We start from the raw sequence: 24,262 nt of genomic DNA, 5'->3' as shown, positions 1-24,262 counted from the left end.
GCCTCAGGCGGGGGTACCGGACGGGCCGGCCAGAGCCCTCCCGCGGTCATCCGGGATCATCGACCACATGGTCGCCATCCGCTCTGCACCTTCGGGGACGTGGTCCGGGTCCTCCAGCTCGTAGTCCCGGAGCAGGTCGAAGAGCCGGCTGTTCAGCTCGGCCCGCTGCGCCGGGGTCAGGTAGAGCAGGCTGCTGGCAAGCACCACGGAGGAGGGGCCGTCCCCGGCTTCGCCGCGCTGGCGCCGCTCGTCCCGGGTCTTGGCGTAGGCGTTGACGCGCCGGCGGTAGGCGTCCAGTTCCAGGTCCAGCACCGCGAACTCGGGGCTCGCGACACCTCCGCCCGATTTAATCGTGAAGTCGGTGCCGGCGGCTTTCCAGCGGCGTTCCCGGGCATCGCCGGCCGTGGCGGCCGGCACCACGATGCCCCACTTCTGCAGCGCGCGCAGGTGATAACTCATGGCGCTCGGCGTGAGGCCGGTCTGCGCGGCGAGTTCGGTGGCGGTCCGGCTCACCTGGGTTGAATACAGTTCGGAGATGACTTCCAGCCGGGCAGCATGGGCCAACGCCCGGATCGCCTTCGGGTCGGTGATCTCCACGTTCTTTTCCGGGCGCTGCCGGCGCTTGGTGGCCGGAGGGACCGGCGCCTCCGCCATTGGGGTTTCTGCATTCACACCACCAGTCTACCGAGCACCGCCAAACTATGAAAGAAGTGCTTGACACTAAGTTCCGGCGGGGAGTACCTTGCGATTATGAAACATACACTTCATAATCTGCCCGGCGGTTCCGTAGCCCCGCAGCCCCTTTGGCGCAACCGCGACTTCGTTCTTGCCAGCAGTGCCCGCTTCATCGCCACGGCGGGCATGGGCGCCGTCATCATCAGCGTTATGCTGCACCTGCAGAACATCGCCGCCGCCGGCCAGACCGCCGTGGCCGGGCCTTGGCTCGTCGCGGCCTATCTGCTCTGTTCCGCGCTCCCGCTGGTGCTGCTGGCCCCCTGGGCCGGTCGGCTGGCCGACACGCGGGATTCCAGGACGCTCGCGACGGCGTCCTCCGTGGTCAGCGCCGCGGCGGTCGCCGGCATGGGGCTGGGGATGCAGTATCTGGACAACTACCTTCCGGTGCTGTTCGCCATGACGTTCCTCCTCGACACCGCCCAGGCGGTGGCCGGGCCGACCTGGCAGGCCCTGCTGCCCCGGATCGTGGGCGAGGAACGCACCCCGCGCGCTCTGGGCACCATGCAGGCAACCATCATGATCGCGGGCATGGTGGGGCCGGCCGCGGGCGGGCTCCTCAGCGGCTGGGGCGGATCCGGCCTCGTGTTTGCCGCCGCCTGCGCCTGCTACCTCGCGATGGCCCTGGGCGCCCTGCTGATCCGGACCCGCCGCGGGACCGCCGCCGAACGGGCCGGCAGGGACAAGCCCGCCCTGCTGGATGGCCTGCGCCTGATCCGCCGCGACGGCCTGGTCTGGGCCTTGGTCCTCGGCGCGCTGTTCTTCATCACCGTCGGCGAGGCGACCAACGTCCTTGAGGTGTTCCTTGCCCGCGACGAACTCGGCGCCTCCGAGACGCAGTACGGGCTGCTGGCCGCGTCATTCGGCCTCGGGATGGCTTCCGGCGCGGCACTTGCCAGCCGGATCAAGACCCCGCCGGCCCGCCTTCGCGCACTGCTGGCCTCGATGGCCCTGACCTCGGCCTTCCTGGGAATCATGGCCCTGGTGCCGAGCGTCGAACTGCTGTTCGTGGCCTACACGGCCATGGGGGCCGCCTGCGGGGTGCTGAACGCATGCTTCGGGGCGATTGCCATCCTCCGGATCCCGGAAAGCGGGCGCGGCCAGGCCATGGCGATCATCGGCGGCATGACCCGGGCCGTCTCCATCGGGGCGCTCGCGCTGGGCGGACTGCTTGGCGCCCTGCTCCCCATCCGGGTGAGCTTCCTGGTCACCGGAGTGGGCGGGGTCCTGGTGGCCCTCGCCGTGACCATATATGTCCTGCCGCGCTACGGCAGCGACGGAGCAACTGTCCCTGCCGACGACGACGCCGCGCCCGACGACGCGGTACGCCCGGCCGCTCCCGCCGGGTCAGGCGGGCAGCAGGAAGCCGTCGCGGACCAGGTTGCCCACCTCGGCGAGGAGGCCGGCGCGGAAGGCCTCCCCGTCCCAGCCCTCTCCCCCGCCCAGCAGCGCCTCGAGGGCGCCGACGATCTGCCCGGCGGACAGGTCGCCGTCGCACGCTGAGACGAAGCCCGCCAGTTCGGTGCTCAGCAGGTTGGTGCGGCGCAGGCCGGCTCCCTGGCGCAGCAGGATGACGCCGGGGTGCTCGGCTCCGGGGCGCTGGTGCCGCTCCTCGGTCACGTCCCCGGCCACGAGCAGGTGCGCGGCCGCCAGATCGTGGTCGGCCAGCCAGTCGGCGCGCTCCACGGCGGCGCCGAGATGCGGGCCGACGGGCTGCTCGATCGGATAGGTGATTTCCTCGAAGCGCGTCAGCACCGGGGCGCCCGCTGCGGGCCGCCGCAGCCAGATCATCCCGAAGCCGATGGCCTCGACACTGCGGGAGGCGAAATCGTCCAGGTACGCGGCGTACGAGTCCTGGTAGAGCCGCCGGTCGCGCGCCTCGGAGGCGTCCTGCAGCCACGTCTCGGCGTATTGCTCCGGGCTGACCTGCTCGCGCTGGATCAGCCAGACATCCGCGTCCGGACTGGCCCAGGTTTGCGGCCGTTCCGCCCAGGCAGCGCCCGCCGGGATCTCCCAGTTGCCCAGAAGCTGGGCTGTTCCGCCGGGGGCGAGGACCGAGGGAAGGGCCCGGACCAGCGAGGCGACGATGTCATCGCCCGGCAGGCCGCCGTCGCGGTAGGTGAACTGGTCCGCGGCGGCCTCGCCCGCGCTGCGCGGCGTGATCACGAAGGGCGGGTTGGAGACCACCAGCTCGAACTCCTGGCCCGCCACCGGATCGAGCAGGGAGCCCTGCCGCAGGCTGACCCGGGCTTCCAGATCGGCGGGGTCCAGGTGCAGCTGGCCGGAATTGAGCAGCAGGTTGAAGCGGGTGAACGCGAGGGCGCGGTCCGAGATGTCGGTGGCGGTGACGTGCTCGGCGTGATGCAGGAGGTGGAACGTCTGGATGCCGCAGCCGGTGCCGAGGTCCAGGGCACGGGCCACATGCCGGCGGGCGGTGACCTGCACCAGGGTGGTGGAGGCCTGCCCGATCCCTAGCACGTGGTCGTGGCGCAGCACGCCCGGGCGCTGGTGGGCCGCCAGGTCACTGGCCACCCAGAGCTCGGCCCCGCCGCTCCCGTCGGCGTCTTCCCCCTGGGTGCCGTCCCCCTCGGCGCCGTCCCCCGGGGCCTCCTCCCAGCCGTACGGCCGAAGGTCCACCTTCGCCTGGACCCGGCCCTCCGCCGCCGGTTCCACGAGGCCCAGTTCCAGGAGGCCCTCCGTGCGGACGCCGGGCAGTGCGGCGTCGAGCGTTGCGGCCGGCTGCGGTTCGGCCAGCAGCCAGAAACGGACGACGGCGGCGAGCGCCGCCGTCGTCTCCGCCCGAGCCGCCGCCTCGGTGATGATCAGCGCGGGGACGAGTTGGTCGCGGCTCAGGGCGCTGTGCGCTGCCGGGCCGAGGAGGCCGGCGACGCCGTCAACGGTATAGCCGATGCCGCGCAGGTCCGTGGCCAGGGAACCGAGCAGGCCGGGGAGGTCGCTGCGGGGCGCGTCGGGAGTGTTGCCGGCCGTGAAATGCGTTGAGGGAGTCACCGGACAAGTTTAGTCCCGGCGCAGGCCGGCCCCCGGCGCCAGCGGGCTCGAGCTCCGGCCCTAGAGATGCTTCGCGGCGTAGATCCGCAGGGCGTCGCGGACGAAGGCTGCCCCGGCGTCGCCGCCGTAGTTTGCGGCGAAGCGCGGATCGGCGACGTACATCTCGCCGAGCCCCGTGACATAGCCCTTCACGTCGCCGCCGCTCCCAGTCGCGGAGGCAGACGCCGGCGTGCCGGGAATTCCGGTCAGCCATTCAACATGCCGCCGGGCCAGCTCCTGGGCCTCGGCACTGTCCGCCGCGATTCCCGACTCGGCGGCCGCGGTCCAGTCGCTGCCCAGCTGGCGGGAACGCAGTTTCCAGGCTTCCTTCCCGGCGGGGTCCATCCCCCGCCACCAGGCGTCGCTGTCCGCGTACGCTTCCTTGCCCCAGCGTTGTTCCACCTCGTCCCTGTACTGGGTGTGGTCGAAGCCGTCGAACATTTTCTCCGCCATGATCTCTCCTCCAACTTTCAGTGCTTCAATCGTCTGCCGGACCGACGCAATTTGCCGCGTCAGCCGGTCCTGTTCCTGCCGCAGCCAGTCCAGGTGGCGGCCCAGTGCCTGTTCGGCGTCGGGCTCGTGAGCGAGGACCTCCGCGATGGCCGGCAGCCCGAGCCCGAGGTCCCGCAGGAGCAGGATGCGCTGCAGCCGCACGAGCGAAGCCTGGTCGTAGAACCGGTAGCCGTTGGCTCCGGTCCGGCTCGGTTTGAGCAGCCCAACGTCGTCATAGTGGCGCAGTGTCCGGCTCGTGGTGCCGGCGCTTCGGGCGATCTGTTGCACGGACCACTCCACTTGGCACCCTCCTTCCGCTCCGCGCCAGCCGCTTCCGGGCCGGTCATCTGATGCTAGATGTTGACGCTACGTCAAGGTCAAGACCCGTGGTCAAGGCCCGTGCGGGGCGGTCGGTCCGGACCCCTACGGCCTGCAGTAGCATGGGCGGTATGCATACGCAGCAGCGATTTATCAGCCCTCGGCCGCTTTCCGGCCGCACGGGCTTCTTGTCGCGCGCATAACTGCAGCCGCCGGGGTCCGTCCGGTGCAGCGGCTGAGGGTGAAGCTTCCCCCTTCCCGCACACAAGACCAAGGACCCCTCATGAAGAATTATCTGACCCCCGCCGAGCTTCAATCCGCGCTGGCGCTCCGCGATTTGTCCGATCCCGCCCAAGGCCCCCACGCGATGTCACTGCTGCTGGCAGACGTCACAGTGGCGCTGGAACGCCTCTGGGGCATCGGGGCGGAAACACACCGGATCAGCCCCCTTGTCGCAACCGCCGATAACTACGACCGCCTGGGCTACTCCCCCGACGACGTCACTCGCGATTCGCGCTACTCCCGCCATGTCAGCCCCACGGTGATGCTGCGGAGCCACACCTCGGCGGGCGTTCCGGCGCTGCTGGACGCGCTGCGCCAGGACATGGGCCGCTACGACCGGCTGCACGCACTGCCCGGCCTGGTGTACCGGCGGGACTCGATCGACCGCACCCATGTCGGCGCCCCGCACCAGGTGGATTTGTGGCGAGTTAAGGCACGCGGCCTGCTGGGCCCGGCCGCGCTGCACGAGATGATGGGCGCTGTGGTGGAGGCGGTCCTTCCCGCCGCACTGCACCCGGACCTGGAGTGGCGCGCAACCCCGGCAACCCACAGCTACACGGACACGGGCAGGCAGCTCGACGTGCTCGTCACCCAGCCGGACGGCACGCGGGAATGGCTGGAACTGGCCGAATGCGGCCTCGTCGCCGCGCAGGTTCTCCGCGGCTCCGGGCTGGACCCGCGCCGCTGGGCCGGCCTCGCCATGGGACTGGGGCTGGACCGTGCCTTGATGCTGCGCAAGGGCATCCGGGACATCCGGCTGCTTCGCTCGGAGAATCCCGATGTCCAGGCCCAGCTGCTGGATCTGAGCCCCTACCGGCCGGTGTCGGTTCTGCCGGAAATCAGGCGTGACCTGTCCCTGGTGCTCGGCTCCGCGGCGGAGGCCGACGTCGAGCTGCTGGGAGACCGTGCTCGGACGGCCCTCGGGGCGGAGGCCGAGGTGCTGGCTGCACTGGAGATCCGGGCCGTCACCCCGGCGTCGGAGCTACCGCCCGCCGCCGTCGAGCGGCTCCGGCTCGCTCCGGAGCAGGTGAACGTGCTGCTGCGGATGGTGCTGCAGCCGCTCGACCGGACGCTGACCGATGAGGAGGCCAACCTCATCCGGGATCGCGTATACCTTGCCCTGCACCGGGGCCGCGTGATGGAGCTGATCAGCGGGTAGGGCGCGGGGGCGCGGTCCGGGGCGGGCGCGGTCCGGGGGCGCCGGCAACAGCGGTAAGTTTGAGGAATGTTCTTCCGCAACACCAGCCCCCTCCGCGCCCGTGCCGTCCGGCAGCGCGCACTTGTCGCGGCGGCGGGCGCCGCCGTCGTCCTGGCCGCCGCCGCGTGCTCCCCTGCCGTTTCAATCGAGTCAGCCGATGTGCCGTCGTGGAAGGCGACGGCGCTTCCGCCGGCCAGCGGCATAGTGGTCGAAGATGCTGGAAAGATCCTCAACCGGGACCCGATCGTCAAGACGGCAACCGGGATCGGGCCCGGCACCTACGTCCTGACCATCACCTGCGACGGCGGCGGCAAGGCTTTCTTCGACGTCTCCCTTGACGGCACCCGGTTGAGCGAGGCGGGGGCGGCCTGCAACGGAAGCCGCGAGACGGCACGCATCAAGGTTCCGGCGGCCAGGACGCTCCAGATCAGCACCTCGAGTGTTGATGCCCCCCTCATCTACGCCTACCAGTTGGTGCCCGCGGCGTAGCAGCCGGGCCCGCCCCGGACACGCCTCTGTGACTTGCGCCCCCGGCCCCGGCCGTTAGGCTCGGTGCATGTCTGCTACTGGGAGTATGCACCTGACGCGCCGGACGCGCCAAGCAGCCGTGGTGCTGGCGGTGGCCGCCGTCGCCGCGGGGCTGGCCGGGTGTGAATACGCGGACGACATCGAACCTCCGGCTGCCGCTCCCAGCCGGTCATATCCGGCGAGGGCGCTGCCGACCCGGGATCCGGCAGTCGTTGCCGCCGAATCCCGCAACCTGTTGGAACTCGGGGCCGTCCTCGACGGCTCATCGGCGGACTACCTGTTCGGCGGATCGAGCGGGATCGGCACCAACAGCGGGGGGTTCTCGACGTCAGGCCCCGTTCGACAGGCCGGCCAGTACAAGGTCACGGCGGCCTGCGTGGGCGTACCGGACGCGCATTTGTCCGTCACCCAGGGGGCCCGGGAGGGCGGCACCCTCCTGGAGCTCAACCTCGACTGCGGCAGCGCGGCGGAAGCGCTGGTGGACCTGGTACCCGGGTCCGTCTCGGCGCACCTCATACACTACGGCCGAGGCGCTCCGGTGCCCGCAACCGGGGCCGTCGCGGGGATCCGGATCGGCTTCAACGGCCCCGGGCAGTAGGCGCCGGACCCGAACTGCCGGAGGGCCCTTGGACTCTGGTGCCCGGCCCCGTGGAGGGCTAACGTCAGGCTATGCCCACAGTTCCGGCGTCGGGCGTGCCCCGGACCCGCACGGCATCCGCCGTGAGGATCCTCTTTGTGCTGCTGCTGGCGCTGTCCGGCTGTGCCTACGAATATGACGACGGGTCAGCCAGCGGGACGGCGCCCGCCTCCGCCCCCGCTTTCACCGATCCGGCGCTGCCGCGGGATCCCACCGTGAACCAGCCCGTCTCCGGCGCAGAGCTGGACGCGTGGGTGGCGCAGGTGCTGCCCGAATCCGAGGGGCAGGTTTTGCACACCAACTACGGCATCTTGGAAGCCGAAGAGGAGCGGGAGGAGACCACGGCGAGCCTGCCCGAGGGCAGCTACGCCCTGACCTTGGCCTGCCGGAGTCCGCGCCGGGTTTCGTTCAGCGTCAGTCTTGACGACACGGAACTGGTGGACCTGAACCTGCGTTGCGGAAATTCGCGGGTCAACGTCGTCTATTTGCCCGCGGACGTTATCCTCCACATCAAGGTGGAAGCAAAGAGCGGGGCCAACTTCGCCTACCGCGTGAGCCGGATCTGAGGTTTTACGGCGCAACCAGCGGTCCCGGCAGCGGCCGGGACGCAGGTTTCCAACCGCGGGATCTGGGCCGCGGGGTCTAGGCCGCGGGATCTAGGCCGCGCAGCCGTCCGGGCAGCGGAGCGTCTCCGGGCTGGCGGCGCAGTCCGGGCAGTACAGAGTAAGCGTGCGGCAGGACGCGTTGGAGCAGTTCTCAAACTTGCTGGTGGGCGCCGAACAGCGGACGCATTCGCCGATGGTCTTCGCGTCCTCGCTGAATTCCACGTGCATGCGCTTGTCGAACACGTAGAGGGACCCCTCCCAGAGGCCCTGGTCTTTGAAGGTTTCGCCGTAGCGGACAATCCCGCCGTCGAGCTGGTAGACCTCCTTGAAACCGCGGTTCACCATGAGGCTGGACAGCACCTCGCAGCGGATGCCGCCGGTGCAGTAGGTGACCACCGGCTTGTCCTTGAGCGCGTCGTATTTGCCCGAGTCGAGTTCCCTGATGAAGTCGTGGGTGGTGGCCACGTCCGGGACGATCGCGTCCTTGAATTTGCCGATCTGGGCTTCGAAGCCGTTGCGGCCGTCAAAGAAGACAACCTCCTCACCGGACTCCTTCCGCGCTTCCACGAGCTGGTGCAGTTCCGCGGGCTGTAGGTGCGTCCCGCCGCCGACGACGCCGCTGGCATCGACCTTGAGCTCTCCCGGGGCCCCGAAGGACACAATCTCGTCGCGGACCTTGACGCTCAGCCGGGGGAAGTCCGCGGCCCCGCCGTCGGACCATTTCACGTCGATGCCGTGGAAGCCCTTGTACTCCCGCGTCGTCTTCACGTACTGCTTGACCGCGTTCAATTCGCCGCCGACCGTCGCGTTGATGCCGTCCTTGGAGATGATGATGCGGCCGGTCAGGCCGAGTTTCTCGCAGAGGGCGCGCTGCCAGAGCCGGATGGCATCCGGATCCGCGAGAGGGGTAAAGCCGTAAAAGAGCACAATTCTGTTCAGAGCCACGTTTTAAGGGTACTGGGTGGACCAAAGCAGGGCTGCCGGCCCCGGCAGCGCCCGTTCCGGCGGAGCGGTCCGGTCACAATTGCGTAAGCAGTGACTGTTCCCTGACCCGGCCCCTGTTGCTTGTGGCGGGGCTGGAATACGCTCATCTCATGAGTCTTGAGGCCATGGTTGAAGACACTACCCATCTGCTGGAAATCTGGGTCACCGGCTGGGCCGGCTGCCGGGGATATGAGACACGCAGGGAGGGCCGGTTCCCTGCGGCCTTCCGGGCGGACACCACTCATGAATGGGAATATTTCGCCCACAACCCCTCCGATGCTGAGTTCGCCGCGCTGGCCGCCACCACCGCTGAAGTACCTGCCCGTATCCTCACGATCCTCACGAACGACGTCGCGCGGTACACCTTCCTCGCCCAGCAGCACGGGCTCAATGTCACCTCGGCCTCGCAAACCATGATGATCGTGGACATGGAGACCCAGGACGCCGAGGATCCCTGGCTTCCGGATGATGATCTCCGGTGGGTGCCGTCGCGGACTGACGGCGTCCACCATGCCACGGTCTACGCCGGGGACGAGGTGGCAGCAAGCGGGCAGGTGTTTGTGGTGGACCACACCGCGATCTTCGACAAGATCGTCACAGAGCCGGGATACAAACGCCGGGGCCTGGGCAGCTTCATCATGCGGGCACTCGCCGCCCAGGCTTTCGAGCACGACGTCGAAACCGGGCTGCTGCTCGCTTCCCTGGACGGGCAGAAGCTGTATTCGCACCTGGGCTGGACCGCGGTCTGCCATGTGCTGATGCTCTCCGCCTCGGACGAGGGCGCGGACCTGTCCGTGGGCTGAGGCTCCGGGCCCTGCTGCCTCTTCCACCCGGACGATTTGAGGCCGGGTGAAAGAATGTACGAGTGAACCCACATGAGTCCCTGATTCCGTTGCTGGGCCGCGGCCCGGACCCGGAGCAGCTCCGTCATGTGCGCACCATCCCCGCCCGCCAGGCCGTGCACGCACCGTGGCCCGAGTGGGCGCACGCCGACCTCGTGAACGCCTACGGTTCGCTCGGCATCCACGAGCCCTACCGCCACCAGATCCAGGCCGCCGAACTCGCCCACGCCGGCGAACACGTGGTGATCGCCACCGGCACCGCCTCCGGAAAATCGCTGGCGTACCAGCTACCGGCGCTGGACGCGGTCCATCGGTCCGAGCTGCGCGTCCTCGCCGATCCGGGCAAGATCCACGACGACGGCGCCGTCACGCTATATCTGTCCCCCACGAAGGCCTTGGCAGCGGACCAGCTGGCCGCCATCCGGGCGCTGCAGCTCCCCACCGTCCGGGCCGAGACCTACGACGGCGACACCGACCCCGCGTCCCGCCGGTGGATCCGGGACCACGCGAACTTCATACTGGCCAACCCGGACATGCTGCACTTCGGGATCCTGCCCAACCACGCCTGGTGGGCCCGGTTCTTCCGCCGGCTGCGCTACGTGATCGTGGACGAGGCCCACAGCTACCGCGGCGTCTTCGGATCCCATGTGGCCAACCTGATGCGCCGGCTGCGGCGGATCTGCGCCTACTACAGCCCGGACGGGTCCGGGCCGGTGTTCATCGCAGCTTCTGCCACGGCGTCCGAGCCCGGGACCTCCTTCGGCCGGCTCATCGGCGCTCCGGTGAATGCCGTGTCCGAGGACTCCTCGCCGCACGGCGCCACCACGGTCGCATTCTGGGAGCCAGCCCTGACCGAGCTCCGGGGCGAGAACGGCGCCAAGGAACGGCGCACGGCCGTGGCTGAAACCGCGGACCTGCTGGCCAATCTGGTGTCCTCGCGGGTGCGGACCATTGCCTTCATCAAATCCCGGCGCGGCGCCGAGACCATCTCCAGCATCACCAAGCGCCTCCTCGACGAGGTGGACCCCAGCCTGCCGCAGCGGGTGGCTGCCTACCGCTCCGGCTACCTGCCCGAGGAACGCCGGGCCTTGGAGAAATCGCTGCGCTCCGGCGAGCTGTTGGGCGTTTCCAGCACGTCAGCCTTGGAGCTTGGCATCGATATTTCCGGCCTCGACGCGGTGCTGGTTGCCGGGTGGCCGGGTACCCGCGCGTCGTTGTTCCAGCAGATCGGCCGGGCGGGCCGGGCCGGGCAGGATGCCATCGCCGCGTTCGTAGCAAGCGACGACCCGCTGGACACATATCTGGTGAACCACCCCGAGGCGATCTTCGACGTCTCGGTGGAGGCCACTGTCTTTGATCCCTCCAACCCCTATGTGCTGGGCCCGCATCTGTGTGCCGCCGCCGCGGAACTGCCGCTCGGAAACGCCGAGCTGGAACTGTTCGGCGCCACGTCCGAAAAATTGCTCGACCAGCTGGTGGCCCAGGGCTACCTGCGCCGGCGCCCCGCCGGATGGTTCTGGACCCACCCGCAAAGTGCCGCGGGCATGGTGAACCTGAGGGCCGACGGCGGCGGGCCGGTGAGCATTGTGGATGCCGACACCGGGTCACTGCTCGGGACCATGGATTCCCCGCAGACGCACTACCAGGCCCACACGGGCGCCATCTACGTCCACCAGGGCGAGAGCTATGTGGTGGAAGACCTGAACGAGGACGATCACTGCGTGGTGGTGCGCCGCGCGAACCCGGACTACTACACCACAGCCCGCGACGTGACCCAGATCGAAGTGCTCGAGACGCTGCGCACCACCGAGTGGGGCGATGTGGCGGTGCATTTCGGTGATGTGAAAGTAACAACGCAGGTGGTTTCCTTCCAGCGCAAGGCCCTGATTTCGAACGAGATCCTCGGGGAGGAACCGCTTCAGCTTGGTGCCCGGGACCTGTTCACCAAGGCCGTGTGGTTCGTCGTGGACAACCGATCGCTGACCGGTGCGGGGCTGATCGAGGCGCAATTCCCCGGCGCACTGCACGCTGCGGAACACGCGGCGATCGGCCTTCTGCCCCTGGTTGCCTCCAGCGACCGCTGGGACATTGGCGGCGTGTCCACGGCCATCCACGCCGACACCGGGGTGCCGACCATCTTTGTCTATGACGGCCACCCCGGCGGGGCAGGCTTCGCCGAGCGCGGCTACGAAAAGGCCCGGGTCTGGCTCGCCGCCACCCGGGACGCGATCGAGGCCTGCGAGTGCGAGTCCGGCTGCCCGTCCTGTGTGCAGTCGCCCAAGTGCGGCAACAAGAACAACCCCCTCGACAAGGACGCCGCCGTGACCCTCATCGACGTGCTGCTCAAGGACGCGACAGACCAGATGCAGGCCACGTTGCCGGACCACGCCGGGACACCGCTGCAGGCCTAACCGCAGCAGCGGACGCAGCGGTGACGTGGCTATGGCTACTGCCGGTCCGGCCGTAGGCTTCACCAGGGGCCGGCCCGGATCTTTGGCACCGGCCGACGGCGGCGGCAGGCACGGGCTCAGGGCGGCGGCCCGGCCCTGGCCAGACCGGTGGCCCCGCCCCAGGGCGGATGGGTATCGAGCTCGGTGCGGACCTGCACTGTGCTCCCGGGTCCTTCCAGACAGCTCAGGACCCTGGCCCCATTCCGGCGCGCCACGTCCGCGGCGACGGCGCATGGCTCTCCGGGTGTGATCCCCCGGGCAGCATCGGCGGCGGCCAGGGCCGCCAGGTCTGCGGCGGCCGCCGCCCGGAACGCCATCGCAGCCGACTGGGCCAGTAGCATGATCAGGACCGCCGCGGCGAGGACCAGCATCCCCAATCCCAGCGCCAGGACGGTTCCGGCGCCGCGTTCCGGGGATTCCTGGGGTTCCGGGTGCGCGCACTCCGGGGATTCCAAGTGCACCAAGAACTCGAAGGATTCCGTGTGTCCCAAGCACTCCAGGGCTTCCGGGTGCCCCGAACACTCCGGATGCCTGCCCGGATCGGGTATGCGCGGGTGCTGTTGCGGTTGCGTCATCCGGTGAGGCCCTGCATCTGGTGGCCCCCAGTCCAGGGAACCGTGGCCGCAGCTGAAGGGCCGGCCGATTCGCCCCGAACCCAGGCGCGGGCCGAGAGAGTCCAGGGAACGAGCGAACCGACGGCACCGGGAACCCTGTCCGAGACCGTCACGCTGAGCCACTCGCCGTCGGACGCCACTGCTGATGCCGCCGCGTTGCCCGCGAGCCGGCGGACGATCACGTCCACCGCTCCGGCATCGTCGCCCCGGGCCAGTGCGCGGGCGCCGGCCCGGGCTGCTTCCTCCAGGCGAAGCTGCGTGACTCCCGCCGCAGAGCCGGCCAGCAGGAGTGCCAGCAGGAGCAGGACGGCGGGCAGCGCGACCGCGAATTCGGCCGTCACAGCGCCGCGGCATGGTCCGGCGGCAGCGCCCGGCCGGCCGCGGGCGCTCGCGGCAGCGGGCGGAAGCGCCGCACCCCGCTTCATTCGCCCCGCCGGCCGGCCGGGGCTCATGGCAGGGCGAGCGCCGTGCGGATGAGGTTCAGCAGAAAGCCCCGGACCTCATCACTGCGCATGATGAAGACGAGAATGCCGGCAAATCCCACGGCGGCGAGCGTGGCGATGGCGTATTCCGCCGTCGCCATCCCTCCCTCGGAGCCAAACAGCTTTCGGGGCCTTCGCGCCCGGAACGGGCCCGCAGTACTGGCTCCCGGATAGATTTCGCGGACCTCAGCGTTGTCCGGTTCGGCGTGGACCACCCGGACAGTGCGGACGGGCTCAAAGTACTGGGCTGGCATGGGACTTTCCTTTCCTCGGATTCCGGCGGGACCGCCGGCACTCTCCACTGTTCCGGCCGGGTGGGCGGCCGGAAAGGGGCGTTTGCTGCCAAGTGGAAAAGTCCGGCCCAGGAAGCCTGTGGGGGAATGCTCCTGGCCAACGGGTACCGCTCCGTTGCAGGGTCACCTCGGCCGGATGGGTCCGGCAGGATCGACACGTCAGGATCAGCCCGGCAGCATCGCCAGCAGCACAGGAACCACGCCGAGGCAGACGAATGCCGGCAGCGAACACAGGCCGAGCGGCACCACAAGCTTCACGCCCAGGGCTGCGGCCTGTTTCTCCGCGGTCCGGAACCGTTCGCGGCGCAGGCGTGCCGCCTGGGCGTACAGGATCGCGGAGGACGGGGCTCCTGTGAGCGCGGCAAACCCCAGGGCATCACGCAGGGCAAGAAGTCCCGGCGACCGGATGCCGGAGCCGCGCCAGGCTGTGTCCCAGTCGGCGCCAATGGCGAGCGCCGCGACGACCGGCCGCAGCGAACCACGGACCTCGGGGGTTGCCAGCTCTGCAGTCAGCGCCAGGGCACGGCCGAGACCGGCTCCCGCGTCGAGCATCGCGCCGATCAGTTCCAGCATCATGGCCACATCACGGAGCCCGGTCCCGGGCGCGCCGGGTGCCGCGGATGGCCCGTCACCGCATCGCGTGCCGCTCAACATTACGGCGTCCGGAGCAGGCAGCGTCCGGCGCCTGAGCCGACGTCTGGCGATGCCGCCGCCGGAGCACGCAGCGAAGGCAGCGATCGCCAGGATCGCCATCACCGCACAGCCCGCGGCGACTGCCGTCACGGCTGCAGTCCCTCCGCCGCCCGGACGAGCCGTGCCGACCAGAACCGGCCCGCCGCTGTGAGTGCCAGGCCCGCCACGAGCGCCGCCACACCCCAGGGGTTTGCCAGCAGGACCTCGACAGGATCCACCCCGAGCAGCAAACCCAGGCCAAGACCGAGGAACGGCAGCCATGTCAGCAGCCGCACGGTTGCGCGGGGGCCGGCCAGCGCCGTCTGGCGGGCGCCCTCGGCGTCGTCCTCCGCCTCAAGCTGGGCGGCGAATCTTGTCAACACGTCCGCCAGCGGGCAGCCGGTGGCTTCGGCAACATCAAAGCATGCGGCGAGCTGAAACCAGACGCGTCGCTCGGACCCCCACAGACCCGCATCCCTGTCCTGGGTCGTTCCGGCTGTTCGGCCGGCGCCAGCCGCGCCGGCGGAGCGGATGGCGGCTCCCACGGGAGACCCGCGCATCGCGGCCGCACGGGCTGCCGCGAGCATCCGCACGGATCCCGGCGCAAGTGCCGCGGCCCGGCGGGGCAGTGGCTCCCCGGACAAGGCCGCGGCGGGACCGGCAACATGCAGGAGCCACAGCTCGTCCCACAGCCGCGCGGGGGCGCGGCCGCCCTTCAGCAGGGCCGCCAACTGCTGCACGAGCAAGTTCATCGAAACGGCCGGATCCTTCCGGCGCCGCCATCGGGACACCGGGCCGGGTCCTGCGGGCGGGCCGGCGGGAACCCCACGGCGTGCGCCGGTCAACGTCACGCGGATCCGGTGTGGCGGGGCACCCGCCCGCGAAAACGCCAGGAACACCGCGAGCGCAAGGACGCCCACGAGGGCGGCGGTCATGCCGTTCCCCCGCCCGGATCCTCCCGCGCCGCTTCTTCCGCCGGCTCTGCCGATTCCGCTTCCCGCAGCTGTGCTGATCCGGCGACGCCGGGTGTGTCCAGCCCGCCGGCAGACAGTCTGCCGGGGCCAGGTCCGTCGTGAGCAACACTGTCGGGGTCCAACCCCAGGCGGACCGCCAGCAGGGGCCAGGCCGGCCCAGCCCGGACGGCCCCGCCGCAGATGTCCAGCGCGGAACCGACCACCAGCCCGGCAGGGCCGTCTTCCAACACGCCGATGCCGGCCACGGCCCGCCCAAGGTCCAGCCGTTCCACGTGAACCACAGCGTCGAGGGCGCTGGCCGCCTGCAGGCGCACCGCGTCCTGTCCCATCCCGGCCAGCGCCCCCAGCGCGGCCAGCCGTGCGGGCACGTCGGCAGCGGTGTTGGCGTGAATGGTTCCGCCGCCTCCGCTGTGGCCGGTGTTCATGGCGGCCAGCAGTTCCCGTACTTCGGCACCGCGGCACTCCCCCACCACCAGCCGGTCCGGCCGCATCCTCAGGGACTGCCGCACGAGCTCGCCCAGGTCCACGACGCCGCCCCCTTCAAGGTTGCCGTGCCGCGCCTCCAGCGAGACAACGTGCGGGTGGACGGGATTCAGCTCCGCGGCGTCTTCGATCAGGACCAGCCGCTCGCCCGGCGGACAGAGGCCGAGGAGGGTGGCGAGCAGTGTGGTCTTCCCCGACCCGGTGGCGCCGCTGATCAGGAAGCTCAAGCGGTGCGCGACCATCCGTTCCAGCACGGCCTGCACCAGTGCCCCGAACATTCCGTCCCGCCGTAACTCGTCCATGGAGAAGACCCGTTCACGCCGGATCCTGATGCTCAGGAGTGTCCCCGCGGTGGAGATCGGCGGCAGGACGGCATGAACCCGGAAGCCGCCGTCGAGCCTGATATCGACGCAAGGGGAACCGTCGTCCAGCCGCCGGCCGCCGGCTGCCACCAGCCGCGCCGCCAGCGCACGGACCTGCGGCTCGCCGGAGAACGATACCGGCGCCCTTTCGAGCCCGTCCCCGCGGTCCAGCCAGACGGCACCCGGGCCATTCACGAAGATGTCTGTCACGGCGGGGTCCCGGACCAGCACCTGCAGCGGTCCCAGACCATTCAATTCCGCGCTGATGCCCTCGACCGCGGCCAGCGCACCGGCCGTCCCCAGCAGGCGTCCACTCGCTTGGACAGCGGCTGCCACGCGCGACGGAGTCACCGGGCCCGCGTCGGACATCACGGATTCCCGGACCGACTCCAGCAGCCGCGCGTCAACGGAGGCGCGGGCCGGAGCCCGGTACCGCGGGATGCCCGGGCTGGACCCGGCGTCCGGGGGCCCCGACGCCGAATGGGCGGCGCTCATGGCGTGGGTCCTGCGCCGAAGTCGAGGACCATTCCGGTAAACCGCCGCACACTGCGCTGCCGTCCGGCGTCCAGCAGCCGCCCGGCCTCCGTGGCGGCTGCGGCCCGCCGGACGTCCGGCACGATCCCGGCCAGGGGCAGCCCGACAGACTCGGCTATCAGCCCTGCATCCAGTGAGGTCCCGGATTTGCCCCGCACCACGAGCACCGTGTCCACCGGAGGAAGGTCCTGCAGGAGCCGAGCCGTTGCCACGGCCGCCCGCAGCAGAGCGGGGGCAACAACGATCATCCGGTCGCAGTCCCACGCGAAAGTCCGCAGCGTTTCACGTCCCCGGCCGATATCCACGACCACCAGCTCGTAGCCGCGCCGGGCGGCGTCCAGCACTCCGGCCACGACGGCGTGGTCCACTCCGCTGTGGCGCTCCTTGTTCCCGGGCCAGGACAGGAACGGGAATCCCCCGGCAAGCGGCAGGGAATCGGCGAGCTGGCGGGGATCGATCGTGCCGTCGGCGTCGGCCAGGTCCGGCCAGCGAAGCCCGGCCGATTCTTCGGCGGCGAGCGCCAGTTCCAGTCCCCCGCCCCACGGGTCTCCGTCCACCAGCAGAACCCGCACGCCCTCCCGGGCGGCGGCACTGGCCAGCCAGACAGCGGCCGTGCTGGCCCCGGCGCCGCCGCAGCCGCCGACAATCCCGAGGACCAGCCCGCCCGGCTCGGGAGTCCGGGCGCGGCTGAGGAACTCCGCGAGCCAGGTAGCGGCCTCCGGCAACACTGCGACGCGTTCAGCTCCGACGGCAGCCGCCAGCTGCCACAGGCGGTCGCCGTCTCCATTGAGTCCAACGAGGACAGCCGGCGACCGTCCCCGCGGCGGCAACTCGTGGATATCGCTGCCGAGCAGCACCACCGCGGCCGTGTCCCAGACCTGCGCCGCCTCCCTGATGGTCCCGACCGTCCGCAGCTGGCCGCCGGACGCCGCCACGATCCGCTCCACCTCACCGCGCAGCAGCCCGTCCCCCGTCACCAGCAGCATCTCCGGCGACCCGTCCGGAATCCACGGCCCGGACTCTGGCCCGCCCCCGGCCCCGGGGCCTGGCAACGGGCCAGACCCGGGACTTGCTAGCTGGTGCCTGCTCATGCGGCAACTCTTCACGTCCCGCTGAGCCGCCATAACCCGTGCCGGCGGCTATGTGGACAAGCCCGTGAACGGGTCCATGGACAAGGCACTCCGCACCGCAGGGCAGAATTGACCCTATGTACCTGTTGCTCGCCGCCCACGCTGACGGCGCAGCCCTCCAGGAACTCACCGCAGACGGCGCCCCGCACCCGGACGCACCCGCACTGCAAGTCGTCAGCGCCGCCGAGCTGGCCGGCGTCGTGCGTGCACTCGAACAGCGCCGGCCGCGCTGGATCTGGCACCGCACCCAGGACTGGTACCCCGCCCTGCTGGCCGCCGGCGTGGAGCTGGAACGCTGCTACGACCTCACGTTGTGCGGCGCGATCCTGGCGCACTCGGAGTTCACTGCCCACACCGCGTACGCGCAGAACGCGGAGAAACTGACCCAGGACGACGAACTGCAGCAGCCGCCCCGCGCGCTGCAGCCCCCACCCCCGCCGGCCGACCAGGGTGCCCTGTTTGATGACCCCGGCTGGCGCAAGGCGCCCCGGCACAGCCCCGAGGACCTCCGCGCCGAATACGCCGCCCAGCAGGACGCCCTCAGCCAGGCCGGAGGGGCCGGCGTCGAACACCACGGCGACAACCGCAGGCAGCGCCTCCAGCTCCTGCTCGCCGCCGAGTCCGCCGGCGCCATGATCGCCGCCGAAATGCAGCACACAGGCGTGCCGTGGCGGGAGGAACTGCATGAGCAGATCCTGGCCGACTACCTCGGCCCCCGGCCTCCCCAGGGGCACCGCCCGGCCAAGCTGGAAGCGCTGACCGCCGAGCTGCGGCAGCTGCTGAATTCGCCCGCGCTGAACCCGGACTCCCCGCAGGAGCTCATGCGCGCCCTGCACCGGAACGGCATCGAGGTGAAGACCACCCGGCAGTGGGAACTGAAGGAATCCAGCCACCCGGCGATCGAACCGCTCCTGGCCTTCAAGAAGCTCTCCCGCCTGCACGCCGCCAACGGCTGGGCCTGGCTGGATGCCTGGGTAAAGAACGGCCGGTTCCAGCCGGAGTACGTGGTGGGCGGCGTGGTCTCCGGCCGCTGGGCCTCCCGGGGCGGCGGGGCGCTGCAGATCCCGCGGCAGATCCGAGGCGCCGTCCATGCCGATCCGGGACACAAGCTGATCGTCGCCGACGCCTCCCAGCTCGAACCCCGCGTGCTCGTGGCGCTGGCGCAGGATGCCAAGATGGCCGAGGCTGCGCGCGATAAGGACCTGTATGCCGGCATCGCCGCGCAGGGTTTCGGCGGCGACCGCGCCAAGGCGAAGGTGGCGCTGCTTGGGGCGATCTACGGGGCCACAACCGGCGAGTCCGGCCGCCTGATGCCGCAGCTGACCCGCACCTATCCGCGTGCCGTGGGCTACGTGGAACAGGCCGCCCGCGAGGGTGAGGCCGGACGGACCGTCACGTCACGGCTGGGCCGCAGTAGCCCGCCGCCATCTTTGCGCTGGCTGCAAAGCCAGCAGTCGACCAGCGCCGAGGAACAGCGTCGGGCCGATTCGCTCGCCCGCTCACGCGGCCGGTTCACCCGCAACTTCGTGGTCCAGGGCTCCGCGGCAGACTGGGCAGCCTGCTGGCTGGCAGAACTGCGACGGCGGCTCCGCACCATGCGCGCGGACGGCACCCCCTCCGGGGAACTGGTCTTCTTTCTCCACGACGAAGTCATGGTCCATAGCCCCGAAGCCGCGGTGGCCGACTGCATCCGGGCCATCGAGGAGGCGGCCGCCGCCGCCAAGGAACTGCTGTTCGGCAGGATCCCGGTGGAGTTCCCGGTCAGTGTGGCGGTTGTGGACTCCTACGACAACGCCAAATAGTGCTTGTGACCCGACCGGCGTAACGTACCCGTCGGTAGCGTTGTGCCCTCGTGTGACGGCGGTTACTCTCGAAAAGGCCGGTGGTTGAACCGATAGTCATCGGCCGTGCAACGACGCATATTTCTTGGGGAGGCAGCACCTTGGCTGGCATTTTTGAGATCGCCATGGCCGGCGAGAAGAAGTACTTCTTCAAGCTGACGGCATCCGACGGAACGGTGGTCGCCGTTTCACCACTGTTCAACACGATTAAGGGCGCCGCCGCGGGCATCAACGCCGTGCGGGAGAACGCCGCGACCGGGCTGGTGGTCGACAAGTCACGCGCCTTAGCCGTCTAGCCGGCTCCAGGTATCGACGCTGAGCAAGCTGGTGCGGTCCCAGGGGACCGCCCACCCCAGCTGCTCGAAGAGCTGGTTCAGAATCATCCCGGTGAAGCCCCAGACCACCACGTCGTTGACGGTGAAGGCGGGGCTGTGGAACGTCTGCCCGGCCCGGGTCACGGTGGCCATCACGCGGTTGTCCGGGTCCAGCAGGTCCCGGACCGGGACCCGGAAGACCTGGGAAGACTCGCCGTAGTCCACCACGCGAACGGGTGACTGGGACGCCCACCACCCGAGGACCGGCGTCACCAGGAAGTTTCCGCGCGGGAGGGCCAGTTCCGGCATCACGCCGAGGACCTCGACGCCGGCCGGGTCCAGCCCGGTTTCCTCTTCTGCTTCCCGCAGGGCGGCGTCGGTGACGGATTCGCCCAGGTCGATGCCGCCGCCCGGGAAGGCAACCTGCCCCGGATGGTCATCCAGGGTCTGGGCGCGCTGCAGCAGCAGGACATCCAGATCAGCCGGGGCAAGGACCTTGACCGAGGCCGCCGGGACATCATCGAGCGAGCCGAAGAGCATCAGTACGGCCGCCCGGCGGACGCGGTCCCCGGACTCTACGGCGAGTTCGCGCCAGCGCGGATCAGGTGGCGGGGCCGTTCCGGCCTCCACCGCGGCCACCAGGTCGATGAGGTCCTGACGGGCCGTCACCGTGGCTTCCTCTGGGATTCCATCCGGATCTCCGCGGCCCGGTGCGTCTCTGCGAGGAGCTTCGACAGCAACTCTTCTTGTCCCGGTGCCAGTTCGTACTTCAGCAGCTTCTTCGCCTTCTCAGGGTCCGTCTCGCCCATGCCGTAGCTCGGGCACCAGTTCGCCACCGCACACGCCCCGCAGGCCGGTTTGCGGGAATGGCACACGCGCCGGCCGTGGAACACCACCCGGTGCGAGAGCATGGTCCAGTCCCTCGGTTCGAACAGTTCGCCGACGTCGGATTCGACCTTTACCGGGTCCTCCGAATCCGTCCAGCCGAAGCGTTTGGCGAGACGGCCAAAGTGGGTATCCACGGTGATGCCGGGGATGCCAAAAGCGTTTCCGAGCACCACATTCGCGGTCTTCCGCCCGACGCCGGGAAGCGTCACCAGATCAGCGAGCCTGCCGGGCACCTCGCCGTCGTACTCATCCACCAGCCGGTTGCACAGCGCCATCAGGTTCCTGGTCTTGGCCCGGAAGAACCCGGTGGGCTTAAGGATGGCCTCCAGCTCGGCCGGGTCCGCCTCCGCCATGCTGCGCGCGTCCGGGTAACGGCCGAACAGCAGGGGCGTGATCGCGTTGACCGTGACGTCGGTGGTCTGCGCGGACAGCACCGTGGCCACCACCAGCTCGAACGGACTGCGGAAATCGAGTTCCGCGTGCGCATACGGATACTGCTCCGCCAGCGCCTTGTTGATCCGGCGGGCACGCCGTTTGAGGCCCAGCAGGGACTCCCCCGCTGCCCGCGGCCCGGCGGTCTTGGTCTCTGTGATTTTGCGGCCGGCGGTTTTGCGGCCGGCGCTTTTGGCGCCGCCCGGCGCAGCGCCACGACCGGCGGCCGGTACAGCGTCCGAAGGGGCGCTGCCTGTCGCTGCGCTGCCGGCGGCCGGGATGCTCGAGTCGGTGGCCACCGGGCCGGCTAACCGCGTTCGATGTTGCTGAGGTCCCGGAGCACGCCAACGCGGCCGTCGGTGTGCTGGACCAGGAACTCGTGGCCCCGGTCCTCCAGGGCAAGCACCCAGCCGCCGGGCTCGATCACGAAGGCCGCTGCTCCGGTGTGCTCATCCACGGCGGTGCGGGGCTGGGCAACGGCGAACCAGAATGCCTCGTGAACGGGCTGGACGTCGTCTTCCTCGGGTCGGCTTGCGGGGTCGACCGTGGCGCCGATCGGCTCCTGCTGGCGCACCTGCGGGTTCACGGTGGTGGGTGCGCTGTGGCTTGAAGCGGCCGGAACCTCGGCGGCCCGGGTGTCCTCGGCAGCAGCGGCGGCCCGGGCCTGTGCGTCCGGGGCCTGATCGCCTGCGGGTGATTTTGCGGCGGGAGGCACTACGGCGGCGGCCTGGGTCTGCTCGGCGGCGGACGGTGCCGCCGGGGCCGACGCTGCAGGCACGACGGCGGCGGCCTGAGTTTCCGGGGAACTGACCACCGGGGCGGGCGCGGCGGACTGGGCGGGCGCGGCGGACTGGGCGGGCGCGGCGGACTGGGCAGGTGCCTGCTGGGCGGGTGCCTGCGGGGCGGGTGCTTGCTGGGCCGGAGGCGGCGTCGAAGCTGCGGCGCCGGCCGCGGCACCGGAGGCTGCGGCCGCGCCCGCTGCGCCGGCGGCAGCACCTAACGACTCGTAGCCGCGCGGGGCCGTGTCCTTGGCAGACTGCCCACCAGGGGTCATCCGCTTCGCCCAGCCGGCGACGGCGCTGGTGCCGGCGGCCTTGGGCGCCTTCTCGTCCGCGGCCTCTTTCGGGGCCTTGGGGGCACGGGGCTTGCGGACGGGGACCGCCGATTCACGGGCCACAATGTGGGCGGGCACCTCTGCACGGTCCAGGAAATCGCCGGCGAAGAAGGGGATCAGGCGGCCCAGCACGGTGGCCGCGAGGAGCCCGAGGGCGCCGACGAGGGCCAGCAACATGCTGGGCACGAATGCGCCCGCGATGGACAGGAAGAAGAACGCAACGGAGAAGGACGCCACCACAGAGCCGAACTGGTCTACGGAAAGGGAGCCGACCCGCATCTTCGTTGCGGGACTGACGCGGCGCGCCACGAACAGTGCGGCAACGATCACCGGGAGGATGATCCCGAGGCCCAGGAAGAACAGGCTGCCCAGGTTCCACAGGTTGTAGCGGACGGCAAACATCGGAATTAGCGAGGCCACAAAGAGAATCAGGGTCGAGCCGAAAACGGTGAGATCACGGATGGTGAATGGCCCCAGGACCGCTTCGTTCTTTTTGCCGGCCGTCTTGCTGTTGGCCTTGTCCACCGTGAAGCGGGGCGCTTCCCCGTAGCCGGCGGGCCGTTCCGCTCCGCCGTTGCCCTGGCTCTGGGCGGGCTGCTTGAGCTGCCCGTTTGCTTGCTCGTTCATTCGGTTCTCCTTAGCACGGCGGCACTCTGGACAGCACCGTCTAACGGCAGCCGAGCAGGGACCGCGAGCAGTCCCGTCGCCTCCATCGGATGTCACAACTTCATCTCAGCCTAGTCAAGTGGCTGGCCGATCACTAGCTGACAAGCCGTGAACAGCGGCATGAAACAAGGCCCGGCATCCCGGTGCCGCGGCTCCCGGTGTGTGTCATTCCAGCACGAAGGTGTGCATGGTCCCGCCCTGGCCGTCGACGAGGGTCACGGCCAGCGGAAGGGTGTGCGCCCCGGCCGGAACGGTGAATTCGTGCGTCGTCGGCGCAAGGTCGGCGGTGCAGACGTTGTCTCCGGCCTGCTCGAAGGTGATGTTCACCCGATCGCTGCCGGCCGCTTCAATCCGGGTCGGGACGGCCGGGCAACTGGAACTTCCCCACAGCGTGACGCCGAACCGCCGGGGTTTGTCCACCCACCCCGCCAGCGGCGTCCCAGACCCCTGGGGCGGTGCGGGGGACGCCGTAGAAGAGGATCCCGGGGAGGCGTCGGGCGCCACGGAGGGCGACGCCACCACGCCGCGGTAGCTGCGGTCGGCGGCATGTGGCGCGCCGGCGCAGGCCGCGACACCCAGCAAAATGCCGACGGCGAGCGCACAGGCCAGTGTCCGCAGCCGGCGTCGTTTCCCCTGGTACAGGTTCATCGCTCACCGGTCCCCGGCTGCTGCCCGGAACCGAAGGTGTGCAGGGCCCGGCTGTAGGCGGCCGGTTCGTTGCGGGTGGCGGCAGAGACGGCCAGGTGCCGGGCGGTGATGCGCCGGGCGAAGTGTCCCCGGTATGGCAGGACGATCACGGTGTCCAGGCCGTTCTCCCAGGCGGCGATCAGGGCGGGCAGGCTTTGAGGCTCAGGCAGCTCGGCCGCGCCCCGGCCCGGATGGGCGTCAGCCTGGGGTCCGGACGCCCATTGCCAGGAGTTGTACGCGCCGGCGTCGATACCGGCCCAGCCATAGTCCGCCTGCCAGAACGGCGGAACCAACGGATCGAGGCCGTGTCCCGGCTGCGAGACCAACCGGAGGTGGGCCGGAGTCGGGTGGACGGTCGGATCGGGCTCCTCCACGGAATACCAGTCCCACGCCCGGGCCCAGGCCCGGTGCCAGCGGGCTTCCCACTCTACCGGCGTCGCCGAGTCCGGGATCCTCGATGTCCCGGCGCCGGGCACCGGCTCCAGGCGGGGGACATCGGCGTCGGCCGCTATGTCCCAGGCGTGGCGGATGAACAGCAGGAGCGTCAGGTGGTGCGGGGTGTCGTCCACGCGGATGGCCATGCCCTGCGGCCACGGGTTGTCCGGCACCGGGTCCCAAAACTTCATGTTTCATTCCCCCAATCAGCGGCTGCGTCATCCC

Annotated in this window: 24 protein-coding genes and 1 pseudogene; 9 read left to right on the top strand and 16 right to left on the bottom strand. The window is 70.2% G+C overall.

Annotated features, from left to right (window positions below; translation table 11 throughout):
* Nucleotides 1–3 precede the first annotated feature (3 nt).
* Nucleotides 4–672, bottom strand: a complete 669-nt coding sequence (locus AC1DC5_RS00335) for an ArsR/SmtB family transcription factor (RefSeq protein ID WP_441406419.1) — start codon at nucleotides 670–672, stop codon at nucleotides 4–6.
* Between the two features lie 78 nt (nucleotides 673–750).
* Between AC1DC5_RS00335 and AC1DC5_RS00330 the strand changes: the two are divergent.
* A pseudogene (locus tag AC1DC5_RS00330) lies at nucleotides 751–2,022 on the top strand (MFS transporter); the annotation flags it as partial.
* 57 nt (nucleotides 2,023–2,079) lie between these two features.
* Here AC1DC5_RS00330 and AC1DC5_RS00325 read toward each other — a convergent pair.
* Both AC1DC5_RS00325 and AC1DC5_RS00320 read right to left on the bottom strand, forming a co-directional pair.
* Nucleotides 2,080–3,741, bottom strand: a complete 1,662-nt coding sequence (locus AC1DC5_RS00325; RefSeq protein ID WP_476863813.1) for a DUF7059 domain-containing protein — start codon at nucleotides 3,739–3,741, stop codon at nucleotides 2,080–2,082.
* 60 nt (nucleotides 3,742–3,801) lie between these two features.
* Nucleotides 3,802–4,572: a MerR family transcriptional regulator gene (locus AC1DC5_RS00320; protein WP_476863812.1), complete on the bottom strand. Its 771-nt coding sequence runs from the start codon at nucleotides 4,570–4,572 to the stop codon at nucleotides 3,802–3,804.
* A gap of 301 nt (nucleotides 4,573–4,873) precedes the next feature.
* On the opposite strand from AC1DC5_RS00320, the gene srmL reads away from it, so the two are divergent.
* The 4 genes from srmL to AC1DC5_RS00300 all read left to right on the top strand — a co-directional run bounded on the left by srmL (nucleotide 4,874) and on the right by AC1DC5_RS00300 (nucleotide 7,801).
* Entirely contained in the window at nucleotides 4,874–6,031 is a 1,158-nt protein-coding gene (gene srmL / locus AC1DC5_RS00315) for a PheS-related mystery ligase SrmL (protein WP_476863811.1), read from the top strand.
* Nucleotides 6,032–6,097: 66 nt separating this feature from the next.
* Complete coding sequence (locus tag AC1DC5_RS00310; protein WP_476863810.1) at nucleotides 6,098–6,559, top strand: hypothetical protein; 462 nt, start codon at nucleotides 6,098–6,100, stop codon at nucleotides 6,557–6,559.
* A 67-nt stretch (nucleotides 6,560–6,626) separates the two neighbouring features.
* Entirely contained in the window at nucleotides 6,627–7,196 is a 570-nt protein-coding gene (locus tag AC1DC5_RS00305) for a hypothetical protein (RefSeq protein ID WP_476863809.1), read from the top strand.
* 71 nt (nucleotides 7,197–7,267) lie between these two features.
* Nucleotides 7,268–7,801, top strand: a complete 534-nt coding sequence (locus AC1DC5_RS00300; protein WP_441406425.1) for a DUF6023 family protein — start codon at nucleotides 7,268–7,270, stop codon at nucleotides 7,799–7,801.
* Nucleotides 7,802–7,891: 90 nt separating this feature from the next.
* Here the strand turns inward: AC1DC5_RS00300 and trhO are convergent, their stop codons facing one another.
* Nucleotides 7,892–8,785 (bottom strand): oxygen-dependent tRNA uridine(34) hydroxylase TrhO, encoded by an 894-nt coding sequence (gene trhO, locus AC1DC5_RS00295; RefSeq protein ID WP_441406426.1) that lies wholly within the window; start codon nucleotides 8,783–8,785, stop codon nucleotides 7,892–7,894.
* 149 nt (nucleotides 8,786–8,934) lie between these two features.
* Between trhO and AC1DC5_RS00290 the strand changes: the two genes are divergently transcribed.
* Together AC1DC5_RS00290 and AC1DC5_RS00285 are read left to right on the top strand one after the other, a co-directional pair.
* Nucleotides 8,935–9,627, top strand: coding sequence for a GNAT family N-acetyltransferase (locus tag AC1DC5_RS00290; RefSeq protein WP_441406427.1), 693 nt, complete (start codon nucleotides 8,935–8,937; stop codon nucleotides 9,625–9,627).
* 62 nt (nucleotides 9,628–9,689) lie between these two features.
* Complete coding sequence (locus AC1DC5_RS00285; protein ID WP_441406428.1) at nucleotides 9,690–12,077, top strand: DEAD/DEAH box helicase; 2,388 nt, start codon at nucleotides 9,690–9,692, stop codon at nucleotides 12,075–12,077.
* Nucleotides 12,078–12,193: 116 nt separating this feature from the next.
* On the opposite strand, the gene AC1DC5_RS00280 is transcribed toward AC1DC5_RS00285, so the two are convergent.
* The 7 genes from AC1DC5_RS00280 to ssd all read right to left on the bottom strand — a co-directional run bounded on the left by AC1DC5_RS00280 (nucleotide 12,194) and on the right by ssd (nucleotide 17,516).
* Complete coding sequence (locus AC1DC5_RS00280; RefSeq protein ID WP_441406429.1) at nucleotides 12,194–12,607, bottom strand: Rv3654c family TadE-like protein; 414 nt, start codon at nucleotides 12,605–12,607, stop codon at nucleotides 12,194–12,196.
* An 80-nt stretch (nucleotides 12,608–12,687) separates the two neighbouring features.
* The gene (locus tag AC1DC5_RS00275; protein ID WP_441406430.1) at nucleotides 12,688–13,071 is read right to left on the bottom strand and encodes a TadE family type IV pilus minor pilin; all 384 of its coding nucleotides are present in this window, start codon (nucleotides 13,069–13,071) and stop codon (nucleotides 12,688–12,690) included.
* Between the two features lie 107 nt (nucleotides 13,072–13,178).
* Complete coding sequence (locus AC1DC5_RS00270) at nucleotides 13,179–13,514, bottom strand: DUF4244 domain-containing protein (protein ID WP_441406431.1); 336 nt, start codon at nucleotides 13,512–13,514, stop codon at nucleotides 13,179–13,181.
* Nucleotides 13,515–13,670: 156 nt separating this feature from the next.
* Entirely contained in the window at nucleotides 13,671–14,288 is a 618-nt protein-coding gene (locus AC1DC5_RS00265; RefSeq protein ID WP_441406432.1) for a type II secretion system F family protein, read from the bottom strand.
* Complete coding sequence (locus tag AC1DC5_RS00260; RefSeq protein WP_441406433.1) at nucleotides 14,285–15,112, bottom strand: type II secretion system F family protein; 828 nt, start codon at nucleotides 15,110–15,112, stop codon at nucleotides 14,285–14,287. Before AC1DC5_RS00260 ends, AC1DC5_RS00265 begins: the two co-directional genes overlap by 4 nt.
* Nucleotides 15,109–16,491 (bottom strand): TadA family conjugal transfer-associated ATPase, encoded by a 1,383-nt coding sequence (locus AC1DC5_RS00255; protein ID WP_441406434.1) that lies wholly within the window; start codon nucleotides 16,489–16,491, stop codon nucleotides 15,109–15,111. Before AC1DC5_RS00255 ends, AC1DC5_RS00260 begins: the two co-directional genes overlap by 4 nt.
* Nucleotides 16,488–17,516, bottom strand: a complete 1,029-nt coding sequence (gene ssd / locus AC1DC5_RS00250; protein ID WP_476863808.1) for a septum site-determining protein Ssd — start codon at nucleotides 17,514–17,516, stop codon at nucleotides 16,488–16,490. Before ssd ends, AC1DC5_RS00255 begins: the two co-directional genes overlap by 4 nt.
* 221 nt (nucleotides 17,517–17,737) lie before the next feature.
* Between ssd and AC1DC5_RS00245 the strand changes: the two genes are divergently transcribed.
* Both AC1DC5_RS00245 and AC1DC5_RS00240 read left to right on the top strand, forming a co-directional pair.
* Nucleotides 17,738–19,462 (top strand): bifunctional 3'-5' exonuclease/DNA polymerase, encoded by a 1,725-nt coding sequence (locus AC1DC5_RS00245; protein ID WP_441406436.1) that lies wholly within the window; start codon nucleotides 17,738–17,740, stop codon nucleotides 19,460–19,462.
* Nucleotides 19,463–19,602: 140 nt separating this feature from the next.
* Nucleotides 19,603–19,797, top strand: a complete 195-nt coding sequence (locus AC1DC5_RS00240; RefSeq protein WP_441406437.1) for a YegP family protein — start codon at nucleotides 19,603–19,605, stop codon at nucleotides 19,795–19,797.
* Here the strand turns inward: AC1DC5_RS00240 and AC1DC5_RS00235 are convergent.
* The 5 genes from AC1DC5_RS00235 to AC1DC5_RS00215 all read right to left on the bottom strand — a co-directional run bounded on the left by AC1DC5_RS00235 (nucleotide 19,786) and on the right by AC1DC5_RS00215 (nucleotide 24,228).
* Entirely contained in the window at nucleotides 19,786–20,484 is a 699-nt protein-coding gene (locus tag AC1DC5_RS00235) for an NUDIX hydrolase (protein ID WP_441406438.1), read from the bottom strand. The two genes, AC1DC5_RS00240 and AC1DC5_RS00235, sit on opposite strands and share 12 nt — an antisense overlap.
* Nucleotides 20,481–21,296 carry an endonuclease III gene (gene nth / locus AC1DC5_RS00230; protein WP_476864150.1) on the bottom strand — a complete coding sequence of 272 codons (816 nt, stop codon included), beginning with the start codon at nucleotides 21,294–21,296 and terminating at the stop codon, nucleotides 20,481–20,483. Before nth ends, AC1DC5_RS00235 begins: the two co-directional genes overlap by 4 nt.
* Nucleotides 21,297–21,442: 146 nt before the next feature.
* A complete protein-coding gene (locus tag AC1DC5_RS00225) occupies nucleotides 21,443–22,876 on the bottom strand; it encodes a hypothetical protein (RefSeq protein WP_476863807.1) in 1,434 nt (477 codons plus the stop codon).
* Between the two features lie 204 nt (nucleotides 22,877–23,080).
* Nucleotides 23,081–23,563 (bottom strand): hypothetical protein, encoded by a 483-nt coding sequence (locus tag AC1DC5_RS00220; RefSeq protein WP_441406440.1) that lies wholly within the window; start codon nucleotides 23,561–23,563, stop codon nucleotides 23,081–23,083.
* A complete protein-coding gene (locus AC1DC5_RS00215) occupies nucleotides 23,560–24,228 on the bottom strand; it encodes a hypothetical protein (RefSeq protein ID WP_476863806.1) in 669 nt (222 codons plus the stop codon). The genes AC1DC5_RS00220 and AC1DC5_RS00215 overlap by 4 nt, the downstream gene beginning before the upstream one ends.
* Between the last annotated feature and the right edge of the window lie 34 nt (nucleotides 24,229–24,262).

This window comes from Arthrobacter sp. 10L424, from assembly GCF_056395325.1.
This window is presented reverse-complemented; position numbering and strand designations above follow the sequence as displayed.

Excerpts from the sequence above, each read along its gene's own strand:
- AC1DC5_RS00305 (WP_476863809.1), top strand. The coding sequence starts at position 6,627 with ATGTCTGCTACTGGGAGTATGCACCTGACGCGCCGGACGCGCCAAGCA.
- ssd (WP_476863808.1), bottom strand. The coding sequence starts at position 17,516 with ATGCTGCTGGTGACGGGGGACGGGCTGCTGCGCGGTGAGGTGGAGCGG.
- AC1DC5_RS00300 (WP_441406425.1), top strand. The coding sequence starts at position 7,268 with ATGCCCACAGTTCCGGCGTCGGGCGTGCCCCGGACCCGCACGGCATCC.
- srmL (WP_476863811.1), top strand. The coding sequence starts at position 4,874 with ATGAAGAATTATCTGACCCCCGCCGAGCTTCAATCCGCGCTGGCGCTC.
- AC1DC5_RS00260 (WP_441406433.1), bottom strand. The coding sequence starts at position 15,112 with ATGACCGCCGCCCTCGTGGGCGTCCTTGCGCTCGCGGTGTTCCTGGCG.
- AC1DC5_RS00290 (WP_441406427.1), top strand. The coding sequence starts at position 8,935 with ATGAGTCTTGAGGCCATGGTTGAAGACACTACCCATCTGCTGGAAATC.
- AC1DC5_RS00215 (WP_476863806.1), bottom strand. The coding sequence starts at position 24,228 with ATGAAGTTTTGGGACCCGGTGCCGGACAACCCGTGGCCGCAGGGCATG.
- AC1DC5_RS00245 (WP_441406436.1), top strand. The coding sequence starts at position 17,738 with ATGTACCTGTTGCTCGCCGCCCACGCTGACGGCGCAGCCCTCCAGGAA.
- AC1DC5_RS00220 (WP_441406440.1), bottom strand. The coding sequence starts at position 23,563 with ATGAACCTGTACCAGGGGAAACGACGCCGGCTGCGGACACTGGCCTGT.
- AC1DC5_RS00255 (WP_441406434.1), bottom strand. The coding sequence starts at position 16,491 with ATGAGCGCCGCCCATTCGGCGTCGGGGCCCCCGGACGCCGGGTCCAGC.
- AC1DC5_RS00225 (WP_476863807.1), bottom strand. The coding sequence starts at position 22,876 with ATGAACGAGCAAGCAAACGGGCAGCTCAAGCAGCCCGCCCAGAGCCAG.
- AC1DC5_RS00310 (WP_476863810.1), top strand. The coding sequence starts at position 6,098 with ATGTTCTTCCGCAACACCAGCCCCCTCCGCGCCCGTGCCGTCCGGCAG.